The following is a 26160-nucleotide window of genomic DNA, read 5'->3' on the forward strand; positions in this document are numbered from 1 at the left end:
AAACACAAAACTGCCTATGGGATAAAATTCAAAAAAGATGTAACCAATTACAAATGATTACTTCTTGTTATGGTCAAAAAAGGCCATAAAAAAATCGGAAAATGCTAGGAACATCTTCCGATTGGTCGGAGTGATTAAACTTAAAAGATTAACCACAATTAACACTATAAAAGTATGAAAAAACTTCTTACACCTAAAAGAAGCCTATTTCCAGTATTTAAATATGACCTAAAAATGAAACTCAGTACGTTGTTCATCTTGGCTGCCTTGTTTTCCATGCAGGCCAATGACGCCTACGGGCAGCGCACAAAAGTGACACTGGATTTGGACAACGTTTCCGTTGGACAATTAATAGATGAAATTGAAAGTAAAACCGAGTTTGAGTTTGTTTACAAGATCAAAGACGTAAACATAGACCGGATTGTATCGATCAAAGTGGATCGAGAGCGAATAAGCAAAGTGCTTAACCAGATTTTTCAAAATACCAATACCACCTTCAACCTTAATGACCGGCGGATTTACTTGGTAAAACGTTCCGAACCGGAACCAACTTCCCAACAGCAAGAGTCCAATGTACAACCTAACCTGCAGTTTTCTGTGAGCGGAACGGTTACTGATGTTGACGGGCAACCCCTACCGGGAGCCAGTATCATAGAGCAAGGAACAACCAATGGGGTCAGTTCTGATTTTGATGGTAACTACACTATTGAAGTATCCACTTCAGATGCTGTTTTGGAGGTCTCCTATCTAGGATTTTCCACCCAACAAATTGCGGTTAGTGGACAATCCACGGTGAATGTGCAATTGCAACCCGATGCAGGGAAACTGGCGGAGGTGGTAATTATAGGTTATGGTTCCACTACCAAGGAGAAATTTAATGGAGCGGTCTCCAAAGTAGATAGCGAAGCGTTGAACAATTTCTCCACAGCCAATTTTGAGCAGGCTTTGGCAGGGAACGTTTCGGGGATACAAATTCTGGGAAATGGAAAAAACCCAGGGGAGAATTCCGTGGTTCAAATTAGGGGTCTCAACACCCTTACCGCTGGAACAAACCCCTTGATTGTGATAGATGGGAACCCATTGTCAGAAGGTTCTTCCTTTAGTTCCATCAATACCCAGGACATTGAATCCGTGAACATTCTGAAGGATGCAGCATCGGCCGCCATTTATGGATCTAGAGCGTCCAATGGCGTTATTTTGATTACCACCAAAAAAGGAAAAAAGGGAAGCTTAAAAGTTACTTATGACACCTACTATGGATTCCAAGACCGGATTGATAATTTTGAACTGGTAGATGCCTATGATGCGGCTCTGTTTGATTCAGATTCCAGAAATTTTGGATATGTTTCGGGAGGTCCAGGACGAAGTGTTTCTGATGATAATGCCACCCGTGATGCCAATGGAGGAGGAAAACGGAGTAGGATTCCGGGATATCTTCAGGGCTACCTGGATGGACAAGCTGGACTGACCAATACCAATTGGACGGATGCCGTTTTTCGTACGGCTTCCCAACAAAACCATTATCTAAATCTAAGTGGTGGTTCCGAAAAAACGGATTACTCCATATCCTTTGGCTACCTGGATCAGGAAAACATTATCATGGATTCTGATTACAAGCGCTACACGGCAAACGTGCAACTTAATTCACAGATTAGTGATCGCATTCGCTTTGGGGTTACATCCAATGTCTCTTTAGTGAATTCCAATCCTACGGGTGAGGCAGGTTGGTCAAACTATGGATTAGGGAATAGGGCACAACCAGACCCCAGTTTTTCCATCATTTTGATGCAGCCCTATTATCCCATCCGCAACCAAGATGGAACCTTTGCCATCGCAAACCAATTACATGACAACAATGACAATTGGGATGGGCCCATTTCGGAAAATACCGTGGCCCAAACTGCATTGACCGACTTTTTTGAAAGAAGGCTTCGGGTATTTGGAAACGCTTACCTTGAAGTGGAGCCCTTAGCAGGATTGAAGTTTAAAACTTCCTTGGGAGGTGACTACAATTCCATTTTTACCGAGTTTTTTGCCCCATCCAACATTGGGAATTACAGAACCCCGGTGGTCAACAACCGTACCCAGGCAATGGAGAACAATGCAAGAAGGGAAAACTTCATCACAGAGAACCTCCTGACGTACACCAAAACCTTGGATAAACACAATTTTGATGTTCTGTTGGGTTTCAGTTATCAAGAAGAGAATTTTTTCAACACCAGATTGGAGAGCAACAACTTTGCGGACGATAACCTTCGCAATATCTCGGGAGCAACCAATCCTTCAGCTGAGGTTGGAAGAAGCAAATGGGCACTTGAATCCTATTTTACCCGTTTGCAATACGATTATGACGGCAGGTATGCCCTCTCAGGTTCCTTCAGAAGAGACGGTTCATCCCGTTTTGGAGCCAATACCAAATACGGAAATTTTGCTTCTGTCTCCGCCGGATGGACACTGAGCAATGAAGCATTTTTCCCAGAAGATGCATTGGTGAGTTTTGCCAAATTACGGGCAAGTTGGGGGCAAACGGGAAATAACCAGATAGGGGATTTTGGTTCCATTGCCTTGATCGAACCGGATAATTATGTGGTTGATGGGCAGTTGGTTCCTGGATCGTATACCGCAACGTCGCCTAACCCAGATTTGTCCTGGGAAACCAACACTGCGCTGAACGTTGGATTGGACCTAGGTATCTTGGACAACAAACTGCTGTTTACAGCGGAATATTACAAATCCAATACCACGGATCTCTTATTGGAGGTACCTGTACCACAGCAATCAGGATTCTCTGAATCGTTACAAAATATTGGTGAATTGGAGAATAGGGGATTTGAATTCGAAATCCGCGGAAATAACTTTGAGATTGGCGAGTTGGGACTCTCGTTCAACGCCAATATTACCAGTAGTCAAAACGAAGTTTTGGCCTTGGGAGAAGGGCAGGAACAGATTATCCAGAGCAATGGAGGTATGGGCTTTCTTACCAAAGTGGGCGGAAGCATAGCAGAATTTTATGCGTACGATATCCAGGGCGTATTCAGGACCCAAGCGGAGATTGATGCTGCTACCATTACGCCATTGGCCGGTACCGAGGTTGGGGATTATATCGTGAGGGATGCCGATGGGGATGGGCAAATAACCCCAGATGATAGGGTGACCCTAGGGGATTACAATCCTGACTTCACTTATGGTTTTGGATTTAATCTGAATTATAAGAGCTTTGACTTTACCGCCCAGTTTGCAGGAGTTGAGGGAAGGAAGGTCTCCGACCGTATGGTCTATTATGCTGAAAGTGGGGAAGGTTTTTTTGTGCCGTCCCAATATTATTTTGATAACTACTATTCGGATCGAAATCCCAATGGTTTCTTTAGAAGACCGGATTTCTCCAGTTTTTCATCTGCAGGTAGGTTGACTCGGTCCTCCAGTCTTTCGGTATATGACGCGGATTACTTCCGTTTAAGAAGCATGCAACTGGGATACAACTTCCCAGAAAGTACCACAAAGTATTTGGGCATCGATTTCCTTCGACTTTACTTGACTGGAAACAACATTTTCAACAGTACCAAATTCAGGGGATATAACCCTGATGCCCTGGATACTAGGGACACCAATAACCAACAGACCTTGACCAGGGGCTGGATCCAGTCTGCAAGTCCGTTGACACGCTTTATAGCGCTTGGATTAAACGTTAAATTTTAAACCAAAAACTTAAGACAAATGAATTTCAATAAATATATATTTCTAATGGTCGGTGTCTTGGTAGGGTTGACATCCTGCGAAAAGGAATTGGACATCGTACCCATTACGGAAAAGGCTTCCAACAATTTTTACACCAACGAACAGGAGTTGGAAAGTGCTGTGGCGGGGGTTTATGCCCAGCTTCAGAACGGAGGGCTTTACGGACTTGATTTAATTGGTGTTGGCGAGATTTCTGGAGAAGACTCCTTTGAAGAAATTGCCGCCAACGATGGTGGTCGTTTTGGACAATTGGACGACTTTTCCACCAATGCAGGAAATGACTTGGTAGGGGATATTTGGAGAGAATCTTACCGAGGAATCCAACGGGCCAATACGGTTTTGAATCGAATCACGGATATCGAGTATGAATCCAGTGCCTTAAAAACCAACAGGATAGGGGAGATGAAGTTTGTTCGCGCCCTATTGTACTTCAACTTGGTGCGTTTGTATGGGGATGTTCCCTTGGTTCTGATAGAAACCGAAAGTCCTTTTGATTTCTTTGGCCAGGGCCGTACAGCCTCCTCCGAGGTATATGCCCAAATTCAGGCAGATCTCAACGATGCCATCCAAGATTTGCCTGTAGAGAAATCCTCTGGAAAACCAGCTAGGGGAGCGGCTCAAGCCCTTTTGGGCGATGTGCTTTTGACCCAAGGGAATTTCAGTGGGGCACTGACCAATTTTGAAGCCGTTGTTAACTCAGGGGTTTACGATTTGGCACCAACCACAGCCGATATTTTTGGAGTGGCTAACGAAGGGAATTCCGAAATTTTGTTTGAAGTACAGTTTGCAAGCGGATTTTTGGTAGATGGAGAATTCGAGGGTAGTCCCGCTGGATCCCAGTTTCGCCCATCTGGAACCACGGCAAACGCTAAAGGCCATAATTTGCCCACACAGGCTTTTATAGATTCCTTTGAGGCGGGGGACACCAGACTTAACGACTATGTGGCAGTTGACGCAGGTGCCAACCCCTTTTACTTTTCCACAAAGTACGAGGTATCTGATACTGGTGCTGACGATGGCGGCAGTGATCATCTCATTATTCGGTATGCCGACGTCATCCTTAAGTATGCGGAAGCTTTGAACGAAAACGGTCAAACCGCAGAAGCCATAGTGCAGTTGGATGCCATACGCGCCAGAGCTGGACTGGCTGGTACAACGGCAACCACACAAGCAGACGTTAGGAATGCCATTAAGCAAGAAAGGCGTTTCGAGTTTATCGGGGAAGGACATCGCTGGCTGGATCTTAAGCGGTACGGCAATGCGGTGGAGGTCATGAATGCTTTCTTTAGCAGTACGGGAGCCAATGTTACCATTGACGCCACTAAGTTAATCCTTCCCATACCGCAAAGTCAATTGGATACCGACGCATCCATTACACAAAACCCGGGATATTGATCTAAGGGCTAAACACACACAAGATGAATTCTTGTAACTAGTAGAGAGATAGTTAGTTTGAGTTAGTTTTTTTAATTCAATTGGGGGGACTATGTCCCCCCTTTACTTCTTTTTACTTTCTAAATAACGAAGCACACAGTATGAAACGATTATATTTTTTGACCGCTCTCCTCATATGGGTCGGTTGCAAGGAACAAAAGGATATCAAGGAGCACACAAGTGCTGAAGTAAGACCGAATGTAACCTCCATTGCCGATAAAATTGCCAATCTAAAGGATTCGAAAAACAAGGAAGTGATGGTAGTGGCCCATCGTGGCGATTGGCGAAATGCCCCGGAAAACTCCATACAAGCCATTCAAAATTGCATAGATATGGGGGTAGACATGGTTGAGATTGACATAAGGGAAACCAAGGATGGACATTTGGTGCTTATGCACGATGAAACCATCGATCGCACAACCACGGGAAAAGGTGCAGTGAAGGAATGGACTTTGGATTCCCTGAGAACCTTGAGGCTGAAAGACGGTTTGGGCGTTCCCACTCCCCATGGAATACCAACCTTGGAGGAAGCCCTTAGAACGACCAAGGACAAAATTTTGGTCAATTTGGATAAGAGCTACCCCATTTTTGATAAATGTTTTCAAATTGTAAAGATGACAGGAACCTTGGATCAGGTCATCATAAAGGGAACCAAGACCAGGGCCGAAGTGGAACAAGAATTTGGAGCGTATCTAGATCAAGTTTACTTCATGCCCGTAATTCGGTTAAAAAATGGGAGCGACCAAATTGTATCTGATTATATAAAGCATCGGAAACCTGTTGCATTTGAATTTATTGTTACCAAGGATACCCTTGGCTTGGATTCCTATTTCAACCAAATTCGGAAAGAAGGCTCTGGGGTTTGGGTCAATTCCCTATGGCCACGTTTAAGCGCGGGACATGATGATGAAAAAGCCGCAATGGATATCAATACCTATCAATGGTATATTGACAATAATATAGATATCATCCAAACAGATAGACCAAAGTTGCTGTTGGAATTTTTAAGAAATAAAAACCTTCATAATTGAGAGCGAGCAATGAATCTTAGAGTAAAAATAGCGTTCACGCTTATATCCTTTTTTTTTCAACTAGGTTGCTTTCCCATGGTCAAAAGTCAAAGTACGAAACAACCAAGGGAGCAATTGGACAGTTTGCAAGGAAAGTTAGCTTTATGGGAAGAAGGCTATTTGGACATCCATCATATTAATACAGGAAGCGGCAACACTACCTTTTTTGTGCTGCCTGACGGCACCACCATGCTATTTGATGCTGGAAGCATGGACAAGGAAGGGTTTGAGAAAAAGTACGCCCCTTTAAAGGCAACTTCGCCAGTACCTGATGATAGTAAACCCGCTTGGGAGTGGATTTCCAACTATATAAGGCAGGTTACCCCCATGGCACATCAAGATTCCATTGACTATGCACTGGTTTCCCATTTTCATTCCGACCACTATGGAAGTTTGGTGGAATTGGGCAAGGAAATTCCCTTTGGGAAAATTATAGATCGGGATTCCCCATCCCTAAGTTTTCCCGTTGATCTTGCAAGCTATCTGAAGGAGGATCAAATTTTTCAGGATTACTTGTCTTTTGTTTCCGAAGAAAACGTGCCGACGGAAGCCCTGAAAGTTGGTAGCGAATCCCAGATTCACTTAAGAAATAAGCGGGCTAAATATCCTGATTTTTCCATTAGAAACATCAAAAGCAATGCAACGCTTTGGACAGGAAATCAAGAAGAAACCCGCGAACTTTTTACTGCTGAGGACATGACTGCTTTTTACAACGGGGGGTATAATGAGAATCCACTGAGTCTGGCCATTAAAATATCCTACGGCCCCTTTGATTATTTCACCGGAGGTGACAATACAGGGCTTCGGGGGTATGGCCTACCACCATGGTTTGATGTGGAGACCCCTATGGCTGAAGTGGTGGGACCTATGGAAGTCACTACTCTTAACCATCATGGTAATCGGGATGCCACGAATGCATTTTTTGTGGAAACTCTTGATCCCCAAGTTGTGGTTCAGCAATTGTGGTGCTCAGACCATCCCGGACAGGAAGTTTACCAACGGCTTATTTACCATGATGACAAAACAAGTTCCAGACATATATTCTCCACCAATATGCACCCGGAGACCTTGGTTACTTATGGCCCATGGTTTAAGGACAATTACAAAAGCCTGCAAGGACACATTGTTGTTCGGGTAGCCCCCAATGGTTTAACCTATCAAGTCTATATTTTGGACGAATCCACGCTCAAGATTAAAGAAGAACATGGCCCTTATCAAAGCAAATAAAATGAAGATTGGAATTTACGTATTAATTATACTTTGTACACAATTGGCTCTAGCACAGCAGGAAGCCAAACCTAAACTGGTTGTTGGAATTGTGGTTGACCAAATGCGAGCCGAATATTTGTATCGCTTTCAGGAAAACTATGGGGAGGATGGTTTTAAAAGATTGACGCGGGAAGGCTTTAATGTCAAAAACATGCACTACAACTATGTGCCAACGGCCACAGGTCCTGGACATGCATCAATCTATACCGGCACTACGCCGGCAAACCACGGAATAGTTGCCAATGACTGGTACGACAAAACTGCGGAAAGAAATAGGTATTGTGCCCAGGATGAGCGTGTTTTTTTAACGGACGGAAACTCCAATGCAAAAAAGGAAATCAGCAGATACTCCCGGTCGCCAAAAAATCTCTTGGCCTCTACTATAACAGATGAATTGAAACTGTTTACCAATGGTCGTTCCAAAGTGATAGGGATATCCCTAAAAGACAGAGGAGCCATTTTTCCTGCAGGACATTTAGCCAATCATGCCTTTTGGTATCATGAGCAGACCGGCAAATTTATAACTAGCTCATACTATTCAGAGGAACTTCCCCATTGGTTGATGGAATTCAACAAACGGCAAATAGCGGATTCATTGCTCAATCTTACTTGGAATCTGTTGAAACCATCTGTGATGTATCAAAATAGTGGACCAGATGCTGCTTCCAAGGAAAAGGTGTTCAAAGGAAGGACGGATGCCACCTTTCCATATGGTTTAAAACGGCTTCATAAAGCCAACGGGAACTTTACCATGATGCCTTATGTTCCCTATGGGAATTCGCTATTGACAGCACTGGCTAAAACAGCTGTGAAAGGAGAAAGTCTAGGACAACGAAATGAAACCGATTTTTTAACCGTAAGTTATTCCAGTACCGATTATATAGGGCATAGTTATGGCATTAGATCCAAGGAATTGGAGGATACCTACATTCGAATGGATGGGGAAATAGCCAATCTGTTGTCCTTTTTGGATTCCAAGGTGGGAAAAGGCAATTATCTTGTGTTTCTTACCGCGGACCATGCCGCCAGCGATCATCCAGATTTTCTTAAAACCTCAAAGTTACCGGGAAACTACTTTGGAGTGGAATCCATCAAACAACAATTGAATGAGGAACTGTCCAAGCTTTTTGGAGAGGAAAATTATGTTGCGTATATGGACAAAACGCAGATTTATCTCAATCGGGTAAAAACACCAAAAAAAGAAATACTCAAAGCAGCCGTGGATTTTTTAAGCAAGATGAAAGGAATTAACGAACTGTATGTTCCTGAATTCCATTCCAACAGAAATCGGGACATGGATTCGGTTTTTAGAAAAAGTTTCCACTCGGATAATTCAGGCGACATTTTGTTGCATTTCAAATCCGGCTGGATGCCAAAACGGGTGGCGGGAACCACCCACGGTGCTTTCTACAATAATGACAAACACGTACCCTGTCTATGGTTTGGATGGAACATCCCAACAGGGGAGACGGTAAGCCCCAAAGGTATTGACCAAATTGCGCCAACCCTTTCCATGTTACTGAATATTCCCCTCCCTTCCCATGCTTCCAATAAGCCGATCGGGGAGTTGTTCCGTTAAAAGATAACTCTGGTGACATGCAAATCGATGCTTTGGCAAGCGAGTTTAACTTCCATTGCACAGGTTAAAGATTCCATCTTTGATTGCGAGTATTTTTGGGGACTTTGACTATCTTAGGGGTCATTTCTTGCAATTGTTTGTATAAGTTGTACTTCTGGAATCCATAAGACTGGGTTTCCATACCAAACCACCAGAACAAAATTTTAATGGGTTTAACGTAAAAAAGAATGCTCACTGCTTACCGAATCATTGTTGTCCTTTTCTTTTGCACGATTTCCATTCACTCGCAAAACTTACTGCCCCCTATTTATAACTATAAGCTGTCAGAGTATAAAGGGGCAAGTAAAAACTGGGGGGTAGCGGTCAACCCGGATGGTGAACTTTTTGCAGCCAACAACAAAGGATTGTTGCACTACAATGGGGAAAAATGGGTTTTGTACAAACTCCCAAACAACACCATTGTTCGGTCGGTTGCTGTTATCGGAGATAAAATTTTTACGGGATCCTATAAGGAGTTTGGGTACTGGTTAAAGGATGATTTAGGCTCGTTACAATATACCTCCCTTACCCATCTTATTAAAGACCATGTATTCACCAGCGAGGAGTTCTGGGAGATTCGATCCGTGAAGGACCAAGTGGTATTTAGGTCTTTTTCTGCCATATATACCTATAATGGTGATACAATTACGGTCTTGGATCCGACCCAGGTTATTTCAGATATTCTGGTGCATGATGGCAAACTGATTGTTGGCGGCAGCTCGGAAGGTCTATTTGAATTGGGACAAGATGAACTGGTTCCATTGGAAAATCAGGAAATTTTGTTGGGTAAGTCGGTAATAGATATGATTCCTTTTAAAGAGGGTATTTTAGTTGGAACCAAGTTGAATGGTTGCTACGTCTTGAATGAAAATGGGATAAAACCCTGGGAAGCGGCATTGAACCAGGAACTCAAGCAACACCAGCTGAACAAAATCCTCAAGTTTGATGGCGAACAGATTGCGTTTGGGACCATTAAAAATGGAATTTATCTGTACAATCAAAATACTGAAAAGTCCAAGGTGTTGAACCGGGAAACGGGTCTTCAAAACAATACAGTCTTGTCCATGGCCCAGTTTCGGGATCAATTATGGCTGGGGTTGGATAATGGAATTGCTAGAGCTGAACTTCACAACCCCATTACCTACTACACGGATTTTTCGGGAACCTTGGGAATGGTCTATGATATGGCCCTTCACAACAATACACTGTATTTGGGCAGTAATACCGGGGTGTTTTATTTTGATGAAAACGAACTTAAGTTCGTAGAGGGTTCACAGGGACATGTCTGGGATTTGGAAGTTGTGGAAGGGGATTTACTGTGCGGTCATAATACAGGTACCTATAAAGTGGGACCTGATAAATTTGAGCAAATTTCTTCTTTTTCTGGAGGTTATGGTCTAGTAAAAATACCGGAACGCCGTTCGGGTTATATACAAGGCTTCTATAATGGTTTGGTCAAATACGAAAAAGATGGGGCAGGAGACTGGGAGGTTTCCAAAATTCAGGGCATTAACGTACCCATTAAATACTTGTGTTTTGAAACACCCCAGGTGCTATGGGCGGCCCATTCTTATAAAGGGTTTTACAGAATCCAACTGGATGATACCTATTCAAAAGTGGTGGAGTTAAAAGAATACCTAGGGTCACAGACGCTCAGTACCTACAACATCAAAATCTATCAAATCAAAAACCAAATTGTCTTTCGGGGAGAGAAATCTTGGTACAAATACGACCCCATTCTCGACCGTATTAGTGTATTTGAGGAATTTCAAAAGTTCAATGATCAAGAATTGTTGTTCTATGACGAAGATCAATTTTGGTTTGTCAACAGGGATGGCAAAAAGGAAATAATACATACGGATTTAAAGCAGGACAGTCTGGCCATATCGGATTTCTCGCTGAATGAGCGTTTGGCGCCTGATTCCCAAAACTTGATCAAGGTTAACGATTCTACTTCTTACATCACCCTTAGCGATGGGTTTGCGATGATTCAAGAAAACACCTTAAAGGATTGGTTACATGGATTAAGTCTTCCCACTCCCCATATAAATCTTGTTCGGGATGAACGTTCCGCGTATTCCAGCACGCAAGCCCCTGTTCGTGTACCATATAAAAGCTCACAGATATTGACTTTTGAGGTTTCTTCGCCAGAACTCTTGCAGTCCAGATATCATTATGAACTTCTGGGGCCAAAAAGTTATGCTGAGTTTGTGCAAAGTGGAACCATTCAATTCCAAAATTTACCCCACGGAGAATACCTTTTCAAAGTTTCCAATGTGGGCCATGACAATAAAATTTCTGAGGCCCGAACCTTTGCTTTCGAAATAGCTCCGCCTTGGTTTTTGTCAGGAGTAAGTATGGCACTCTATGCACTATTGGGGATTGCTACGGTATTTGTAGTTCGCTATTATAACAGACGAAAGTTAAGGAGAAAGCAAAAGGAACTAGAGTTGCAAATGAAGAAGGAACAGGAAGAGCAGATGGCGGCCATGGAAAAGGAAAAGCTGGCCAGGGAGATTAAGCTCAAACAGAATGAATTGGCCAGTACAACGCTCAACATAGCCAAAAAGAACGAAATGATTCTTGAACTTAAGAACATGTTGTTGGTCAATAAAGACAAATTTTCCAATTCGCAACGCTACCGTTCATTTATTAAAAAGCTGAACAGTTCCATACAGGATACGGATGACTGGAAACGTTTTGAGGTCAATTTTAAGGAGCTTCATGAGGACTTTTTTGAGCGTTTGCTCAAAGCCTATCCCAAACTCACCCCAAAAGATCTTAAACTATGTGCCTATCTTAAAATGAATTTGTCCACCAAGGAAATTGCTCCTCTAATGGCCATTTCGGTAAGGGGTGTGGAAATACATCGGTACAGATTACGGAAAAAGTTGGAAATCGACAGCTCTAAAAGTTTATCTAACTTTTTAATAACCTTCTAAGAACCTTAGAAAACTGAAGTTTTCCTACAGTTCGCTATAAAATAGCAATACATCATTACTACATCATTATTAAAAAAGCCTTTCTCATTTGAACAAATTTACTACTGCAAAGCCTATGAAAATAGTGCTTTCCAGACGGTTCCAAAGTGATGTATTTTTTATGTACTCCTTTTAACTATGGAGGGTGGATTCCATTGTTAAATTAGCAAAAACATAACTCAACTATTAAATAATTATGAAATTTGGAAACGTATTATTGGTAATATCACTTTTGTGCTGCCAAATTGTTGCATTTGGGCAAAATGATATTACGGTTTCAGGAACCGTGAATGATGAGCTGGGAGAACCTTTGCCCGGAGCTTCAGTAATCTTACAAGGTACTACAATTGGGGTACAGACTGATTTTGATGGAAATTACTCCATTTCCAGCATTGACCCAAACGGCACCTTGGTGTTTAGCTATATTGGCTATAGTACCCAAAAAATAGCTGTAAATGGTCAAACCACTATAAATGTGACGCTACAGGAAGACACCCAATTCCTGGATGAGGTAGTCGTAGTAGGTTATGGTGAATTAAAGGTAAAGGATCTTACATCTGCCATAACCACGGTTGATTCGGAGGTTCTGGACTTAGCCCCAGTAGGTCAACCCATGCAGGCTTTACAAGGACGGGTGGCAGGACTCCAAATTGTAAACAACGGGGGTCCGGGACAATCTCCTACCGTAAGGGTTAGGGGTATAGGATCGTATGACACCGATGCTTCAGGTCCCTTGTTTGTGGTTGATGGTGCCTTCTTCAACGACATCGCTTTTTTAAACCCAACTGATATTGAATCGGTTTCTATATTAAAGGATGCCTCAGCTGCTGCCATTTATGGGGTTCGGGCCGCCAATGGTGTTGTTCTTATAGAAACCAAATCCGGGAAATTCAACCAAAAACCACAAATCACTTATAACGGTTATTCAGGTTACCAAGTACCACAGAATGTGCTCAAGATGGCCAATGCCGAACAGTTTACAAATTTGGCTTTGGAATCAGGCTCTGATCCTGATGCAGAATTTATTCTAAATGCCATGCAACGATATGGACGCAGCAGAATTAACCCCAACGTTCCTGATGTGAACACGGATTGGTACGATGAGGTGATGCGTTTGGCCTTGATTCAAAATCACAGTATTGGAATTTCTGGGGGTAATGAAGATGCCACTTATGCCATTGGAGCCAATTATTTTGAACAAGGAGGTATCCTTAAAATGAAGAACGAATATGAACGATTTAACCTAAGAAGTAAGATCGATTACAAGGCCAATGACTGGCTTAAGGTGGGCGGAAGTGTGGTTTTTAGTAATTCAACACGGTTTGATGCGGAAAATTCTGCCTGGAGAAGAGCTTATTTTGCAGTGCCCATTCTTCCTGTTTTTGATCCACTTTTGGCAGAGAATCCCAATGTTTTTCCAACCCCTTATGCCAACGCCCAGGATTTGGGTTACCGCGGTGGACAAAATCCATTTCCAATTATGGATTTCAGCGAGAACCGTTCCAAAATCAGAAACATTGTGGCCAACTTCTACGCAGAGGTTGACGTAGTTCCAGAGAAACTGAAGTTTAGAACAGCATATAACCACAACTTTGAGAGCGTAAACAGGCGTGAGGTAAGATTACCTTATTTTATTGGGGACAATTTCCAAAGGGCGGATGCATCTCTTTTAAAACGAACAGTAACCACTTCCAACCAAATTTGGGATAATACGCTGACCTTCACGGATAGTTTTGGAAAACACAATCTTACCGTCTTGGCAGGGACATCTTTCAGGGATGAGGCTTTGGATTTAATTCAAGCTAGAGGACTTAACTTTCCTTTATCCGGAGAAGAAGCTTACTTTATTGATCTTGCCCAAACCATTGTAGAAGAAGATACCTTTGATGGGGGTGCTAGGGAATTTGGATTTTCCTATTTCGGAAGGGTATCCTACAACTTTGACAACCGCTACCTGTTATACGGAACCTTCCGTGCGGATGGCACCAATAAGTACCAGGAAAAATGGGGTTATTTCCCCACTGTTGGTGCAGGTTGGGTAGTATCAGAAGAGAGCTTTTTCCCAGAAAACAATACACTTAATTACCTAAAGCTCAGAGGTAGCTGGGGAGAATTGGGGAACGACAGGGTCCCTTCCAGCGAGGGTTCCATTACTTCGGAAGTAGTGACTACCGCACTCGGCGACATTCTTTTTAGTGGGTTAAATACCAGTAGCGATTTCACTGCCCTTAAATGGGAAGTAACCGAGGAAATCAACGCTGGGCTTTCGGCAAGAATGTTCAACGACAATCTTTCCATTGAAGCCGACTATTATATCAGGGATACCAAGGATGCTGTTATTCCGGTGCTACGCCCCCTAATTCCTGGTTCCACTAGACAAAATGTAGGTGAAATCAGAAATAGTGGGCTGGAAATCGCCCTGAACTGGGACAAAAGAGTCTCTGATGACTTCAGCTATTCCATAGGAGCCAACTTTGCTTCCTTGGATAACGAGGTGCTGGGTCTAGGCGGAGCTGAATTTTTGGATGCTGGTACAGCGGAATTCCGTCAGCGGTCCATTGTAGGTGAATCCATATTTGCCTTCTATGGCAGGGAGATTGTCGGAGTGTATCAAAATGAAGCCCAAATACAAGCAGATCCGGTGGCGGTTGCCAATGATTTGGAACCTGGGGACTTTATTTACAGGGATATAAATGGCGACGGCGATATCAATGATGACGACCGGACCGTTTTAGGATCTTTTCTTCCGTCCTATACCTATGGATTTAACATTGGATTCAATTATAAAAATTGGGACTTCAGCACTAGCGCCATTGGTCAAGGAGGGAACTCCATTCTCAACCGAAAGCGTGGTGAGGTCATCTTTACAAACGATACCAACTGGGACCGTGACTTTGCTGTAAACAGATGGCATGGTGAAGGTACGTCGAACAGCTATCCCTCCTCGGCAGGAATTAGAAAGGGATGGAACCAAAGGCTGAACGACTTTTTTATTGAAGACGGCGATTTCTTTAGAATTCAAAACATAACCCTGGGATATACCATCAATAAAGATGGAAGTCAACAAGGAATACCACAGGTAAGAATCTACGCTACTGCCGAAAAACCATTGACCTTGTTCAATTACAACGGATTCAATCCTGAAGTGGCAAATGGTGTTGATAACGAAACCTATCCAATACCTGCAGTTTATACCATTGGAGTAAACGTAAAAATTTAAAAAAAAAGAAAATGAAGCTAATCAAGAAAATCAAGAACATAACCCTAACGGCACTCCTTCTTTTTGCCGCAGTAGGTTGCTCGGACAAACTGGATGAGCCACAGTTGAATAACAATTTTGCTGGGGGTACGGACTTTACAAATACCGATGACATGATACTCTCCATCATTGGGGTGTATGAAGCCTTTCAATCCCGAGGATGGGAACAACCACTACTTATAGCCGTACGCGGAGATGACGTAAATGCCGGTGGATTGGGGGATCAACAAGATTTTGCGGAAACAGACCTTTTCAACTATAACAAAGATTATTGGATGTATAATTCCCTATGGGAAAACATCTATGTGGATGTGATTACGGCCCACACAGGTATGGAGCAAATAGCCAGGTACCAAGAAGTGGCAGATGCCGCGGGGCAGGCTTTGGGAGATCAATACATTGCAGAGGCCAAAGTGTTGAGAGCCATAATGCTATTTCATATTTCACAAGTTTGGGGGGACGTATTTATTCCTACCTCTTCAGAAACATCTGAACTTTTCGATGTGGAGGCCGTGCCAACCCAAGCCGAGGTTATGCAGCACATTTCGGACCAAATGGATGAGGCCTTACCATTTTTGCCCGATGTGCGTCCCAACGAGAGACAGGACCTTCCAGGTGGGGTAACCGAATATACGGCCCTGGCCATTAAGGCGTTAGCCAACCAAGAATTGGGAAATTATCAAGTGGTAGCGGATGCTTGCTCGGAGATAATCAACTCCAACAAGTTTAGTTTGTTCCCAGATTTCTATGAGTTATTTAAAACCCCTGGAAAATTAAGTGATGAGAGTATTCTAGATATGCAATACTCTGATTTTGGACAAGGCGAAGGAGATCGCGAGGGGCACTTGTACGCACCTTACGGACCACAGGGATGGACACCAGCTGTGGATGGGGCTTCTAGCGGTTGGGGCTTTTTTGAGCCCAGTATGAAATTCATCAAGTTTATGTTGGATCGCGGAGAAACCGTTCGCTTGGAAACCAGTGTATTGTTTACGGATAGGGGGATTGCGGAACTCCAAACCGATCCCAATTATGCCACATTACCTGCTTTCGTAAGCAACACTACAAGAGATGGGGATGTTATTGAAGATTATGCACGGGCCCTGTTTGCAAGTGGAAAACACTATTTGCCTTCCAATCAACTGATATCTGGAAGAACAGCATATGGGAGCAATAAAAACTTTAACATTATAAGGTATGCTGAGATTTTGCTCATGTATGCGGAAGCTTTGGCCCAAGGTGCAACCGCTTCGGGAATGTCTGCGGACCAAGCCGTGAACTTGGTAAGGGCCAGAGCCAATATGCCCGCTGTTTCAGGTGCTACCTTAGATCAAATCCTGGATGAAAAGTTCGCCGAGTTGGGAATGGAATGGGGAAAGAGATATTACGACATGGTCCGACTCAATAGAACCAGTGAACTAAGTTATGACGGGAGAACCTTTAGTGCAGACAAGGCATTCTTGCCCTATCCACAGGCACAAGTAGATCAGTTTCCAATCCTGGACAACTAACAGAAATAACCGAAAAGAACTAAACGATGAAAAAAACATATAAAATACTCGCAGCCTTAATTGCAGTGGCATTTTTACCGCGTGTGATCAAGGTATAGACCCTATAACCGAAGTCGGTGCCGGGGCAGATGAATCTGCCCCACAGGTGACCATCAATTACCCTACTGAAGGAACAGAAATCAAGGTTTTTGAGGATGAGACCACTTTGGATATCGACATTAGGGTTACAGATGACATTGAGGTCAAGGATATCAAGGTACTTTTGGATGGAAACCAAATAGCGTCCTTCAATACCTTTAAGGACTACAGAATTGTTTTGGAAGAATTCACCTATGATGGACTGAAGGATGGTGACCACAAACTAACGGTCACGGCTTCGGACATAGAGGGAAAAACAACAACGGAAGAGGTGAATTTCGCCAAAGCCCCTCCCTATGTTTCCATGTTTGATGGGGAAGTGTTCTACATGCCATTTGATGGTGACTATAGGGATTTGATTGGATTTCAACAAGCAACGGAAGTTGGAGCACCGGGCTTTGCCGGCGGTGGCTTTGCTGGATCCGATGCCTACAGAGGCACCACAGATGCCTATCTGGAATTTCCGATGGACAACTTGAAGAGCAATGAATTTAGTGCGGCCTTTTGGTACAAAGTTAATTCCACCCCAGATCGCGCAGGTATTTTGGTGGTTGGCGATGATGCCGATGACCGCCATCAAGGATTTAGATTGTTTAGGGAAGGAAGTGCGGATGAACAACGGATTAAACTCAACGTGGGTACAGGAGATGGCGAAAGTTGGAACGATGGAGGCGTTATAGATGTTAATGCCGGAGAGTGGGTGCACATTGCCATTTCTATTTCAGGAACAAAAAGCACCATCTACTTCAACGGAATGGAAACGCTTTCAGCCGATTTGGCGGCACCCATTGATTGGACCAATTGTGAGGTGATGACCATTGGCGCAGGGGGTCCTACATTCGACTATTGGAATCACAAATCCGACTCCAGTGACATGGATGAGCTGCGCATTTTTAACAAGGCACTTTCACAAACTGATATCCAAATCATGTTGAATGCGGTGAATCCGTACATCCCTAAATTCCCTGGTGAGTCTTTGTACATGCCGTTTGAAGGGGATTACATTGATTTGGTGGGAAGCAAAGTGGCCCAACAAGTGGGGTCAACCGGATTTACCAACGATAGCAAAGAAGGGGACCAAGCCTTTATGGGTGCCACGGATTCCTACATCAACTACCCTGCAGATGGACTACTGACCAACGAGTTTAGTGGTGCATTTTGGTACAAGGTCAATGCAGATCCAGATCGAGCGGGAATCATTGTAATCGGAGACGATACGGATGACCGCTTCCAAGGGTTTAGGTTGTTCAGGGAAGGTAGTGCCGACGAGCAGCGTATCAAACTAAATGTAGGAACTGGTGCTGGCGAAAGTTGGAACGATGGTGACGTGATTGATGTAGCTGCAGGAGAATGGGTTCATATTACCTTTACCATAGCGAACGATAAGAACACCATCTATTTTAATGGGGTGGAAGCCCGCTCTTCGGATATGTCGGCACCTATTGATTGGACAGGTTGCGAGACCTTTAATATAGGTTCGGGAGGCCCTACCTTTGATTATTGGAACCATTTGTCCGACCTAAGTGCCATGGATGAGCTTCGTTTCTTCAACAAAGCATTGAGTTTTGAGGAAGTACAGGATGTTTATGGTGGAGGATACCAACCCTTGGACGGTGAAACTTTGTACTTACCGTTTAATGGTAACAATACCGATTTGGTGAGTGGTGCTGATGCCACTACGGTAGGAACACCTGGAACTGCTGGCGAAGGAGTCAGTGGCGATGAGGCCTATGCAGGCGCAACAGATTCCTATTTAACCTTCCCAACTACAAACCTAACAGGTGATGACTTTAGTGCTGCTATGTGGTACAAGATTAACGCTGACCCGGATAGGGCAGGAATCTTGGTCATGGGACCACCAGATACCGGAAATGCCGAATATCCCGATGTACAGAATTTGAGAACCAATGGTTTCCGTTTCTTTAGGGAAGCAGGGGGAGATGGACAGGTGTTCAAACTCAATGTGGGCAATGGTACGGCAGATAGCTGGTTTGATGGTGGAGCAACAGCATCCATACCTAGTGATACGACAGATTGGGTTCATTTGGCCTTCACCATTTCTGGAACGGAATGTACGGTTTATATAAATGGAGAAGTGGTGTCGCAAGGTGCATTTGATGGTGTTGATTGGTCAGGATGTGATGTATTGTCCATCGGGTCCGGAGCTCCAAGATTTACCCAATGGAACCACAAATCGGACCTGAGCTATATAGATGAGTTGAGATTGTTCAACAAGGCTCTGACCCAAACCGAGATTCAAGATATTATAAATTAATAGCAATTATTAGAGTTAGTTTCAATGAGGTTATTTTTAATTTCAGTTCTTTTGGTCGTTGCATCCGCAGTAACAGGATGCAATGGCCGAGGGACTAACCAAAAAGCTATAGCGCAAAATACATCGACCAAGACGTATTCGGATGAAGATTTGTTGAACTTGGTTCAAGAGCAAACCTTCAATTACTTTTGGGATGGGGCCGAACCAGTTTCTGGCCTTGCACGTGAGCGAATCCATTTGGACGATATTTACCCCACGCATGACAAGGATATAATCACTATTGGAGGTTCTGGCTTTGGACTAATGGCCATTCTGGTTGGTGTGGAGCGTGATTTTATCAACAGGCAACAAGCCCTGAAACGGTTTGAAAAAGCGGTATCGTTTTTGGAAAAGGCAGACCGTTTTCATGGAGCTTGGCCCCATTGGTTGCTCCCTAGTGGCAAGACCGCACCATTTAGTGCAAAGGATAATGGAGGAGATCTCGTTGAATCAGCTTTTCTCGTTCAAGGCCTACTCACCGTTAAGGAATATTTCAAAAACGGAAATGAGAGAGAACAGAAGCTATGCCAGCGTATTCAAAAACTTTGGGAAGGTGTTGAGTGGGATTGGTACACCAAAAATGGCGAGGATGTCCTTTACTGGCACTGGAGTCCAAATTACCAATGGGAAATGAACTTTCCGGTAGGCGGATATAATGAAGCTTTGATTATGTACATTTTGGCCGCCAGTTCCCCAACACACCCAATTGAAAAAAGTGTTTATGACAAAGGCTGGGCAAAAAGCGGCGGAATTACCAAAGACACTTTATACTATGGCTTGGAAACGGAACTGAATCACTATGAACACGATAGTTCCCCGGTGGGACCCTTATTTTGGGCACATTACTCCTATTTGGGTTTAAACCCCAAAGGGTTGAAGGATGCTTATGCCGATTATTGGAAATTGAATGTTAACCATGCCCTTATCCATTACAACCACAGCTTGGAAAACCCAAAAGGGTACAAAGGCTATGGGGAAAAATGTTGGGGTTTAACCTCAAGTTATTCTCCAAAAGGATATGCGGGTCATAGACCCGACCGGGACATTGGTGTTATTTCGCCCACGGCGGCACTTTCGTCCATGCCATACACCCCGAAAGAAAGTATGGATTTCCTCCGTTTTATGTATGTGGAACAAGATAGTTTGGTAGGCAAATATGGTCCGTATGATGCTTTTAGCTTGGACAAAAACTGGTATTTGCCTAGATATTTGGCCATTGATCAGGGCCCCATTCCGGTAATGATTGAAAATTACCGAAGCGGATTGTTTTGGAAACTGTTTATGTCCAACCAAGATGTGCAAAAAGGCCTTGGCAAATTAGGTTTTCAATATCCTAAAACCGAAGAGTAATGGGTAAAGTCCCTTGTTTTTTTCTCTGTTTATGCTGTCTTTTTTGCTCTTGTGGAGAAGATGATTATACCTATACCCCAATTGCATTTCCAGATGATGACGAACCGGTGGTCCCAGAACCCTCAATTAGTGATGAAGAACTTTTGGATTTGACCCAAAGAGAAACCTTCAAATATTTCTGGGACTTTGCCGAATCCAACTCGGGAGGGGCCAAAGAACGGTATCACCCCAACGATCCAGACAGGGACTCGCATGTGGTCACTTCTGGAGGGACTGGCTTTGGACTTATGGCCATTTTGGTGGGCATAGAAAGGGGGTATGTTACCAGGGAGCAAGGAGTTCAACGGCTTTCACAACTATTGGCCTTTTTGGAAGATGCAGATAGGTTCCATGGGGCTTGGTCCCATTGGATTAACGGAGGCACAGGAAATGTAATCCCATTCAGCCCTATGGACAATGGTGGGGATTTGGTGGAAACCGCATTTCTGGTCCAGGGATTGATTTGTGTAAAAGAGTATTTTAAGAATGGGACGGATACTGAAAAAGAGCTTGCTGGTACTGCAGACACCCTTTGGAAAGGGGTGGAATGGAATTGGTACACCCAGGAAGAAAACGTGCTCTATTGGCATTGGAGTCCCAATTTTGGGTTCGATATCAATTTGGAACTCAAAGGATACAATGAGGTTTTAATAACCTATGTTTTGGCAGCCGCATCCCCAGACCATGGTATTTCCAAGGAGATTTATGACAACGGCTGGGCATCCAATGGAGGGATAAAATCCTCCAACACCCAATACGGCATTCCTTTAATTGTGAGGCACCCAGGGGCCCAACAGTTTGGTGGACCCTTATTTTGGGCGCATTATTCCTACTTGGGATTGAACCCAAAAGGGCTTACGGATGAATTCGCAAACTATTGGAGCGTAAATCTTAACCATACCAACATCAACTACAACTATTGCGTTGAAAATCCCAAAAATTTTGAGGATTATGGACCCGATTGTTGGGGTCTTACTGCTAGTTATACCCGAAACAGTGATGGAAACCTGGGCTATAATGCCCATCATCCCGCCAACGATACAGGGGTGATTTCACCCACTGCTGCAATTTCTTCAATTCCCTATGCTCCTGAAAAATCGTTGGAGGCCATACATTATTTCTATAACAACAAGGATAAGTTGTTGGGCCCGGCTGGATTTTATGATGCCTTTAGCCCTGAAAATGATTTTTGGGTTGCAGAAGCTTATTTGGCCATTGACCAAGGACCACAAATTATCATGATAGAAAATTACAGGACGGGATTACTTTGGAATCTCTTTATGCAAAATGAAGACGTACAGACAGGGCTAGAAAAATTAGGATTTTCATATCAAACACCACAATAATGCCAATTTTATACAGCAATAATTCTACTAGTCTTGACCGACTAACCATTTTCTTTCTGATATCGTTATGTTTCGGTAGTGGGGTTGTTCTTAATGCACAGCAAACTACCTATTGTAACCCTGTTAACATAGATTATGGTTACACTCCCTTTGAAAGATTTTCGAAATCGGGAAAGCATCGTGCCACCGCAGATCCCGTTATTGTCAATTTTCAGGAAAAATACTTCCTTTTTTCTACCAATCAGGAAGGGTATTGGTGGAGTGATGATATGCTCAACTGGAAATTTGTTTACCGAAAGTTTCTACGTGATGACAAGTATAAACATGACTTGAACGCCCCTGCCGCATGGGCAATGAAGGACACCTTATATGTTTACGGCTCTACTTGGGATTCTGATTTTCCTATTTACAAAAGTACGAATCCAACAAAGGATGATTGGCAAATTGCGGTTGACACCCTAAAAGTTGGCGCATGGGACCCCGCCTTTCATTATGATGAGGATGATGACCGGCTTTTTCTATACTATGGTTCTAGCAACACACATCCAATGTTGGCTACGGAAATTAATACCAAGACCCTACAGTCTGAAGGCTATACCGTGGCACTACCAGGTCTGAATCCGGAAGACCACGGCTGGGAACGTTTTGGTGAATACAATGACAATGTATTTTTACAGCCATTCATTGAAGGGGCTTGGGTGACCAAGCACAATGATAAATATTATTTACAATATGCCGCTCCGGGCACTGAGTTCAGTGGATATGCAGATGGCGTATATGTCAGTGACCACCCCTTACGAGTCTTTAGATATCAAAAGCACAATCCGTTTTCATATAAACCTGGCGGTTTTGCAAGGGGTGCTGGTCATGGAGCTACTTTTCAAGATAATTATGGGAGTTACTGGCATGTATCCACCATTTTTATCTCAGTAAAAAATAATTTTGAACGGCGTATTGGCATCTGGCCTGCGGGTTTTGACCAAGATGGGGTTATGTTCAGTAATACGGCCTATGGAGACTACCCCACACTGTTGCCCGAGTTTGCAAAGGGAAAGGACTTTACCAAAGGGTTGTTCTCGGGTTGGATGTTGCTCAACTATAACAAACCAGTATTGGTTTCGTCAACCCTGGGAGGTTTACAGCCTAATTTTGCCGTAGATGAAGATATAAAGACCTTTTGGAGCGCTGAAACGGGTGAAAAAGGGGAATGGTTTCAGACAGATCTGGGACAACTATCCACCGTTAGGGCAGTACAGCTAAATTATGCGGATCAGGATGTAGAGTTCTTGGGCAAAACCCTAGGCAATTATCATCGATATAAAATTTATGCATCTGAGAATGGGAAGTCTTGGAAAACCATTGTAGATAAAAGCAAAAACACTACAGATGTTCCCCACGACTATATTGAGTTGCCCAGTCCTGTAAAAGCAAGATACCTTAAAATGGAAAACTTGCATATGCCCACCGGTAAGTTTGCTCTAAGTGGTTTTAGGGTTTTTGGTGAAGGGTCAGGACCAAAACCTGATACCGTCAAAAATTTTGTGGCTTTAAGGGCCAATGCAGAGAAGTACGGGGAACGGCGAAGCATTTGGTTCAAATGGCAATTGAATCCTTTGGCAGACGGATATGTAATTTATTGGGGCAAATCCCCAGATAAGCTATACGGCAGTATAATGGTTTACGGGGCCAATGAATACTACTTCACCGGAGCAGACCGTACAGATAGCTATTATTTTCAAATTGAGGCGTTTAACGCCAATGGAATATCAGAAAGAACCCCGATTGTTTCGGCCAAATAAATGAAGATTCATGAAGAAATTACTATTTAAAAGCACTTTTCTTTGCTGCCTATGGTTTTTTTTGCCACTAAGTGGACAAGAGCGTATTCCAGAGGTTGAAACACTTCTGGAAAAAATGTCGCTTGAAGAAAAAATTGGCCAACTAAACTTGGTTACACCAGGAGGCGGTGTGGCAACGGGCGCAGTGGTGAGCAAAAATGTAGAAGCGAAAATCAAAGCGGGTCAGGTTGGGGGACTTTTTGGGGTTTCCGGTCCGGACAAAGTCCGAATGGCGCAAGAAATGGCAATAAACCATACCCGACTTAAAATTCCATTGCTCATAGGAGCAGATGTCATTCACGGATACCAAACCACCTATCCCATTCCCCTGGGACTTTCGTGCAGTTGGGATATGACATTGCTGGAAGAGGCTGCGCAGATGGCTGCAAAAGAAGCCACAGCAGACGGTATTATGTGGAATTTTTCTCCTATGGTGGACATTGCCCGCGATCCCAGATGGGGACGAATAGCAGAAGGAGCAGGCGAGGATCCCTTTTTGGGCTCGGCCATTGCCAGGGCTATGGTCAAAGGATATCAGGGACAGGATTTAATGGCTTCAAACACGATGTTGGCCTGTGTAAAGCACCTGGCACTTTACGGAGCTTCAGAGGCTGGAAGGGACTATCATTCTGTGGATATGAGCAAGGTCAAGATGTTCAATCAGTACTTGCCTCCGTACAAAGCTGCTGTGGATGCGGGTGTTGCCAGCGTGATGAGTTCCTTTAATGACATAGATGGGATTCCTGCATCAGGCAATAAGTGGTTGCTGACAGAATTGTTGCGAGAACGTTGGGGGTTCAATGGATTTGCGGTTTCGGATTACACATCGGTCAATGAAATGGTGGCACATGGTCTAGGCGATTTGCAAGCCGTTAGCAGTTTGGCCTTAAAGGCCGGTTTGGACATGGATATGGTGGGAGAAGGATTTCTGACGACCTTGAAAAAATCTGTAGACGAAGGCAAAGTGACCGAAGCTGATATTACGCAAGCTTGCAGAAGAGTTTTGGAGGCTAAATACAAAGCAGGTCTGTTTGATGACCCCTTCAGGTATCTTGACCCAAATCGCCCCAAACAGGATATACTGACTGCTGAAAATAGGGCTTTGGCCAGAAAACTGGCAACCCGTTCTTTTGTTCTTCTCAAAAATCATGATCAAATCCTACCGCTGAATAAAAAAGCTAAAATTGCCTTGATCGGGCCATTAGCTGACAGCAGAAACAACATGTTGGGCACTTGGGCTCCCACGGGAAATCCAGATTTAGCGGTTACCATCTTGGAAGGGTTTAAACATGTAGCTCCAGGTGCAGATATCCAATATGCTAAAGGCGCCAATATTTCCAATGATAAGGATTTTGCCAAAAAAGTCAATGTATTTGGCCCTCGGATTCAAATTGATAAAAGGCCTGCAAACCTGTTGCTTACAGAAGCCATGGAAATTGCGAAAAAGGCGGATGTCGTGGTTGTAGTAGTAGGTGAAGCCACAGAAATGAGTGGGGAAGCCGCAAGTCGCACCGATATTTCAATCCCTAAAAACCAAAGGGAACTGATTCAGGCTTTGGTGGATACTGGGCAACCCGTGGCCGTGGTTTTAATGAGCGGAAGACCTTTGACCATTCCGGAAGAATTTGATTTGCCGATTGCCTTGTTGCAGGTTTGGCATCCTGGAGTTGAGGCAGGAAATGCCGTTGCGGATGTTGTCTTCGGGGATTACAATCCATCTGGTAAGCTCACTGCAACCTGGCCAAGAAATGTAGGACAGATTCCCATTTATCACAGTGTAAAAAATACGGGAAGACCGGCTCCGGACGAAAAATTTCAAAAGTTCACCTCCAACTATTTGGATGCTCCCAATACACCGCTGTTTCCTTTTGGCTATGGATTGAGTTATACCACTTTTGAATACTCTAACTTAAAATTGGACAAACAGGAAATTCATCAGAATAAATCATTGGAGATACAGGTAGATGTTGAGAATACTGGGAACTTTGATGGGGAAGAGGTGGTTCAGCTCTACCTACGCGATGTGGTCCGCTCCATTACCCCACCCAAGAGGGAACTAAAGGGGTTCAAAAAGGTCTTTATCAAAAAAGGTGAACGCAAAACGGTTCACCTGACATTGCAGCCTGATGATTTGAAATTTTACAATGGGAACTTGGAATTTCTTGCTGAACCTGGTGCCTTTGAAGTTTTTGTAGGGACGGATTCCAATGCCGCTCTGAGCACAACTTTTACCTTAAAATAGAACCCACATAAGAGAC

At 43.6% G+C, this 26160-nt stretch carries 13 protein-coding genes; all 13 read left to right on the forward strand.

Going from position 1 to position 26160, the window contains the following annotated elements; all coding sequences use genetic code 11:
* The first annotated feature begins 174 nt into the window (after positions 1–174).
* Entirely contained in the window at positions 175–3696 is a 3522-nt protein-coding gene (locus tag ACO6S0_RS06385; protein WP_422351167.1) for a TonB-dependent receptor, read from the forward strand.
* A gap of 18 nt (positions 3697–3714) precedes the next feature.
* The gene (locus ACO6S0_RS06390) at positions 3715–5130 is read left to right on the forward strand and encodes a RagB/SusD family nutrient uptake outer membrane protein (RefSeq protein WP_422351168.1); all 1416 of its coding nucleotides are present in this window, start codon (positions 3715–3717) and stop codon (positions 5128–5130) included.
* Between the two features lie 140 nt (positions 5131–5270).
* Positions 5271–6200, forward strand: coding sequence for a glycerophosphodiester phosphodiesterase family protein (locus ACO6S0_RS06395; protein WP_422351169.1), 930 nt, complete (start codon positions 5271–5273; stop codon positions 6198–6200).
* 75 nt (positions 6201–6275) lie between these two features.
* Entirely contained in the window at positions 6276–7466 is a 1191-nt protein-coding gene (locus ACO6S0_RS06400) for a ComEC/Rec2 family competence protein (RefSeq protein ID WP_422351170.1), read from the forward strand.
* Between the two features lies 1 nt (position 7467).
* The gene (pafA, locus tag ACO6S0_RS06405) at positions 7468–9087 is read left to right on the forward strand and encodes an alkaline phosphatase PafA (RefSeq protein WP_422351171.1); all 1620 of its coding nucleotides are present in this window, start codon (positions 7468–7470) and stop codon (positions 9085–9087) included.
* A 227-nt stretch (positions 9088–9314) separates the two neighbouring features.
* Positions 9315–12068, forward strand: a complete 2754-nt coding sequence (locus ACO6S0_RS06410) for a LuxR C-terminal-related transcriptional regulator (protein WP_422351172.1) — start codon at positions 9315–9317, stop codon at positions 12066–12068.
* Positions 12069–12303: 235 nt separating this feature from the next.
* On the forward strand, positions 12304–15327 hold the full coding sequence (locus tag ACO6S0_RS06415; RefSeq protein WP_422351173.1) for a SusC/RagA family TonB-linked outer membrane protein: 3024 nt from the start codon (positions 12304–12306) through the stop codon (positions 15325–15327).
* A gap of 11 nt (positions 15328–15338) precedes the next feature.
* Positions 15339–16877 (forward strand): RagB/SusD family nutrient uptake outer membrane protein, encoded by a 1539-nt coding sequence (locus ACO6S0_RS06420; RefSeq protein WP_422351174.1) that lies wholly within the window; start codon positions 15339–15341, stop codon positions 16875–16877.
* A gap of 145 nt (positions 16878–17022) precedes the next feature.
* Positions 17023–19290, forward strand: a complete 2268-nt coding sequence (locus tag ACO6S0_RS06425; RefSeq protein WP_422351175.1) for a LamG-like jellyroll fold domain-containing protein — start codon at positions 17023–17025, stop codon at positions 19288–19290.
* 24 nt (positions 19291–19314) lie between these two features.
* The gene (locus ACO6S0_RS06430; RefSeq protein WP_422351176.1) at positions 19315–20679 is read left to right on the forward strand and encodes a glucoamylase family protein; all 1365 of its coding nucleotides are present in this window, start codon (positions 19315–19317) and stop codon (positions 20677–20679) included.
* Positions 20679–22064: a glucoamylase family protein gene (locus ACO6S0_RS06435; RefSeq protein ID WP_422351177.1), complete on the forward strand. Its 1386-nt coding sequence runs from the start codon at positions 20679–20681 to the stop codon at positions 22062–22064. The genes ACO6S0_RS06430 and ACO6S0_RS06435 overlap by 1 nt, the downstream gene beginning before the upstream one ends.
* Positions 22064–23863: a discoidin domain-containing protein gene (locus tag ACO6S0_RS06440; protein ID WP_422351178.1), complete on the forward strand. Its 1800-nt coding sequence runs from the start codon at positions 22064–22066 to the stop codon at positions 23861–23863. The genes ACO6S0_RS06435 and ACO6S0_RS06440 overlap by 1 nt, the downstream gene beginning before the upstream one ends.
* Before the next feature lie 10 nt (positions 23864–23873).
* Positions 23874–26144 carry a beta-glucosidase BglX gene (gene bglX / locus ACO6S0_RS06445; protein ID WP_422351179.1) on the forward strand — a complete coding sequence of 757 codons (2271 nt, stop codon included), beginning with the start codon at positions 23874–23876 and terminating at the stop codon, positions 26142–26144.
* Positions 26145–26160 lie beyond the last annotated feature (16 nt).

This window comes from Flagellimonas sp. (genome assembly GCF_965233845.1).
GTDB lineage: Bacteria > Bacteroidota > Bacteroidia > Flavobacteriales > Flavobacteriaceae > Flagellimonas.

Coding starts and splice junctions, on each gene's coding strand:
- ACO6S0_RS06440 (WP_422351178.1), top strand. CDS start 22,064: ATGCCAATTTTATACAGCAATAATTCTACTAGTCTTGACCGACTAACC.
- pafA (WP_422351171.1), top strand. CDS start 7,468: ATGAAGATTGGAATTTACGTATTAATTATACTTTGTACACAATTGGCT.
- ACO6S0_RS06390 (WP_422351168.1), top strand. CDS start 3,715: ATGAATTTCAATAAATATATATTTCTAATGGTCGGTGTCTTGGTAGGG.
- ACO6S0_RS06420 (WP_422351174.1), top strand. CDS start 15,339: ATGAAGCTAATCAAGAAAATCAAGAACATAACCCTAACGGCACTCCTT.
- ACO6S0_RS06400 (WP_422351170.1), top strand. CDS start 6,276: ATGGTCAAAAGTCAAAGTACGAAACAACCAAGGGAGCAATTGGACAGT.
- ACO6S0_RS06410 (WP_422351172.1), top strand. CDS start 9,315: ATGCTCACTGCTTACCGAATCATTGTTGTCCTTTTCTTTTGCACGATT.
- ACO6S0_RS06415 (WP_422351173.1), top strand. CDS start 12,304: ATGAAATTTGGAAACGTATTATTGGTAATATCACTTTTGTGCTGCCAA.
- ACO6S0_RS06395 (WP_422351169.1), top strand. CDS start 5,271: ATGAAACGATTATATTTTTTGACCGCTCTCCTCATATGGGTCGGTTGC.
- ACO6S0_RS06385 (WP_422351167.1), top strand. CDS start 175: ATGAAAAAACTTCTTACACCTAAAAGAAGCCTATTTCCAGTATTTAAA.
- bglX (WP_422351179.1), top strand. CDS start 23,874: ATGAAGAAATTACTATTTAAAAGCACTTTTCTTTGCTGCCTATGGTTT.
- ACO6S0_RS06430 (WP_422351176.1), top strand. CDS start 19,315: ATGAGGTTATTTTTAATTTCAGTTCTTTTGGTCGTTGCATCCGCAGTA.
- ACO6S0_RS06435 (WP_422351177.1), top strand. CDS start 20,679: ATGGGTAAAGTCCCTTGTTTTTTTCTCTGTTTATGCTGTCTTTTTTGC.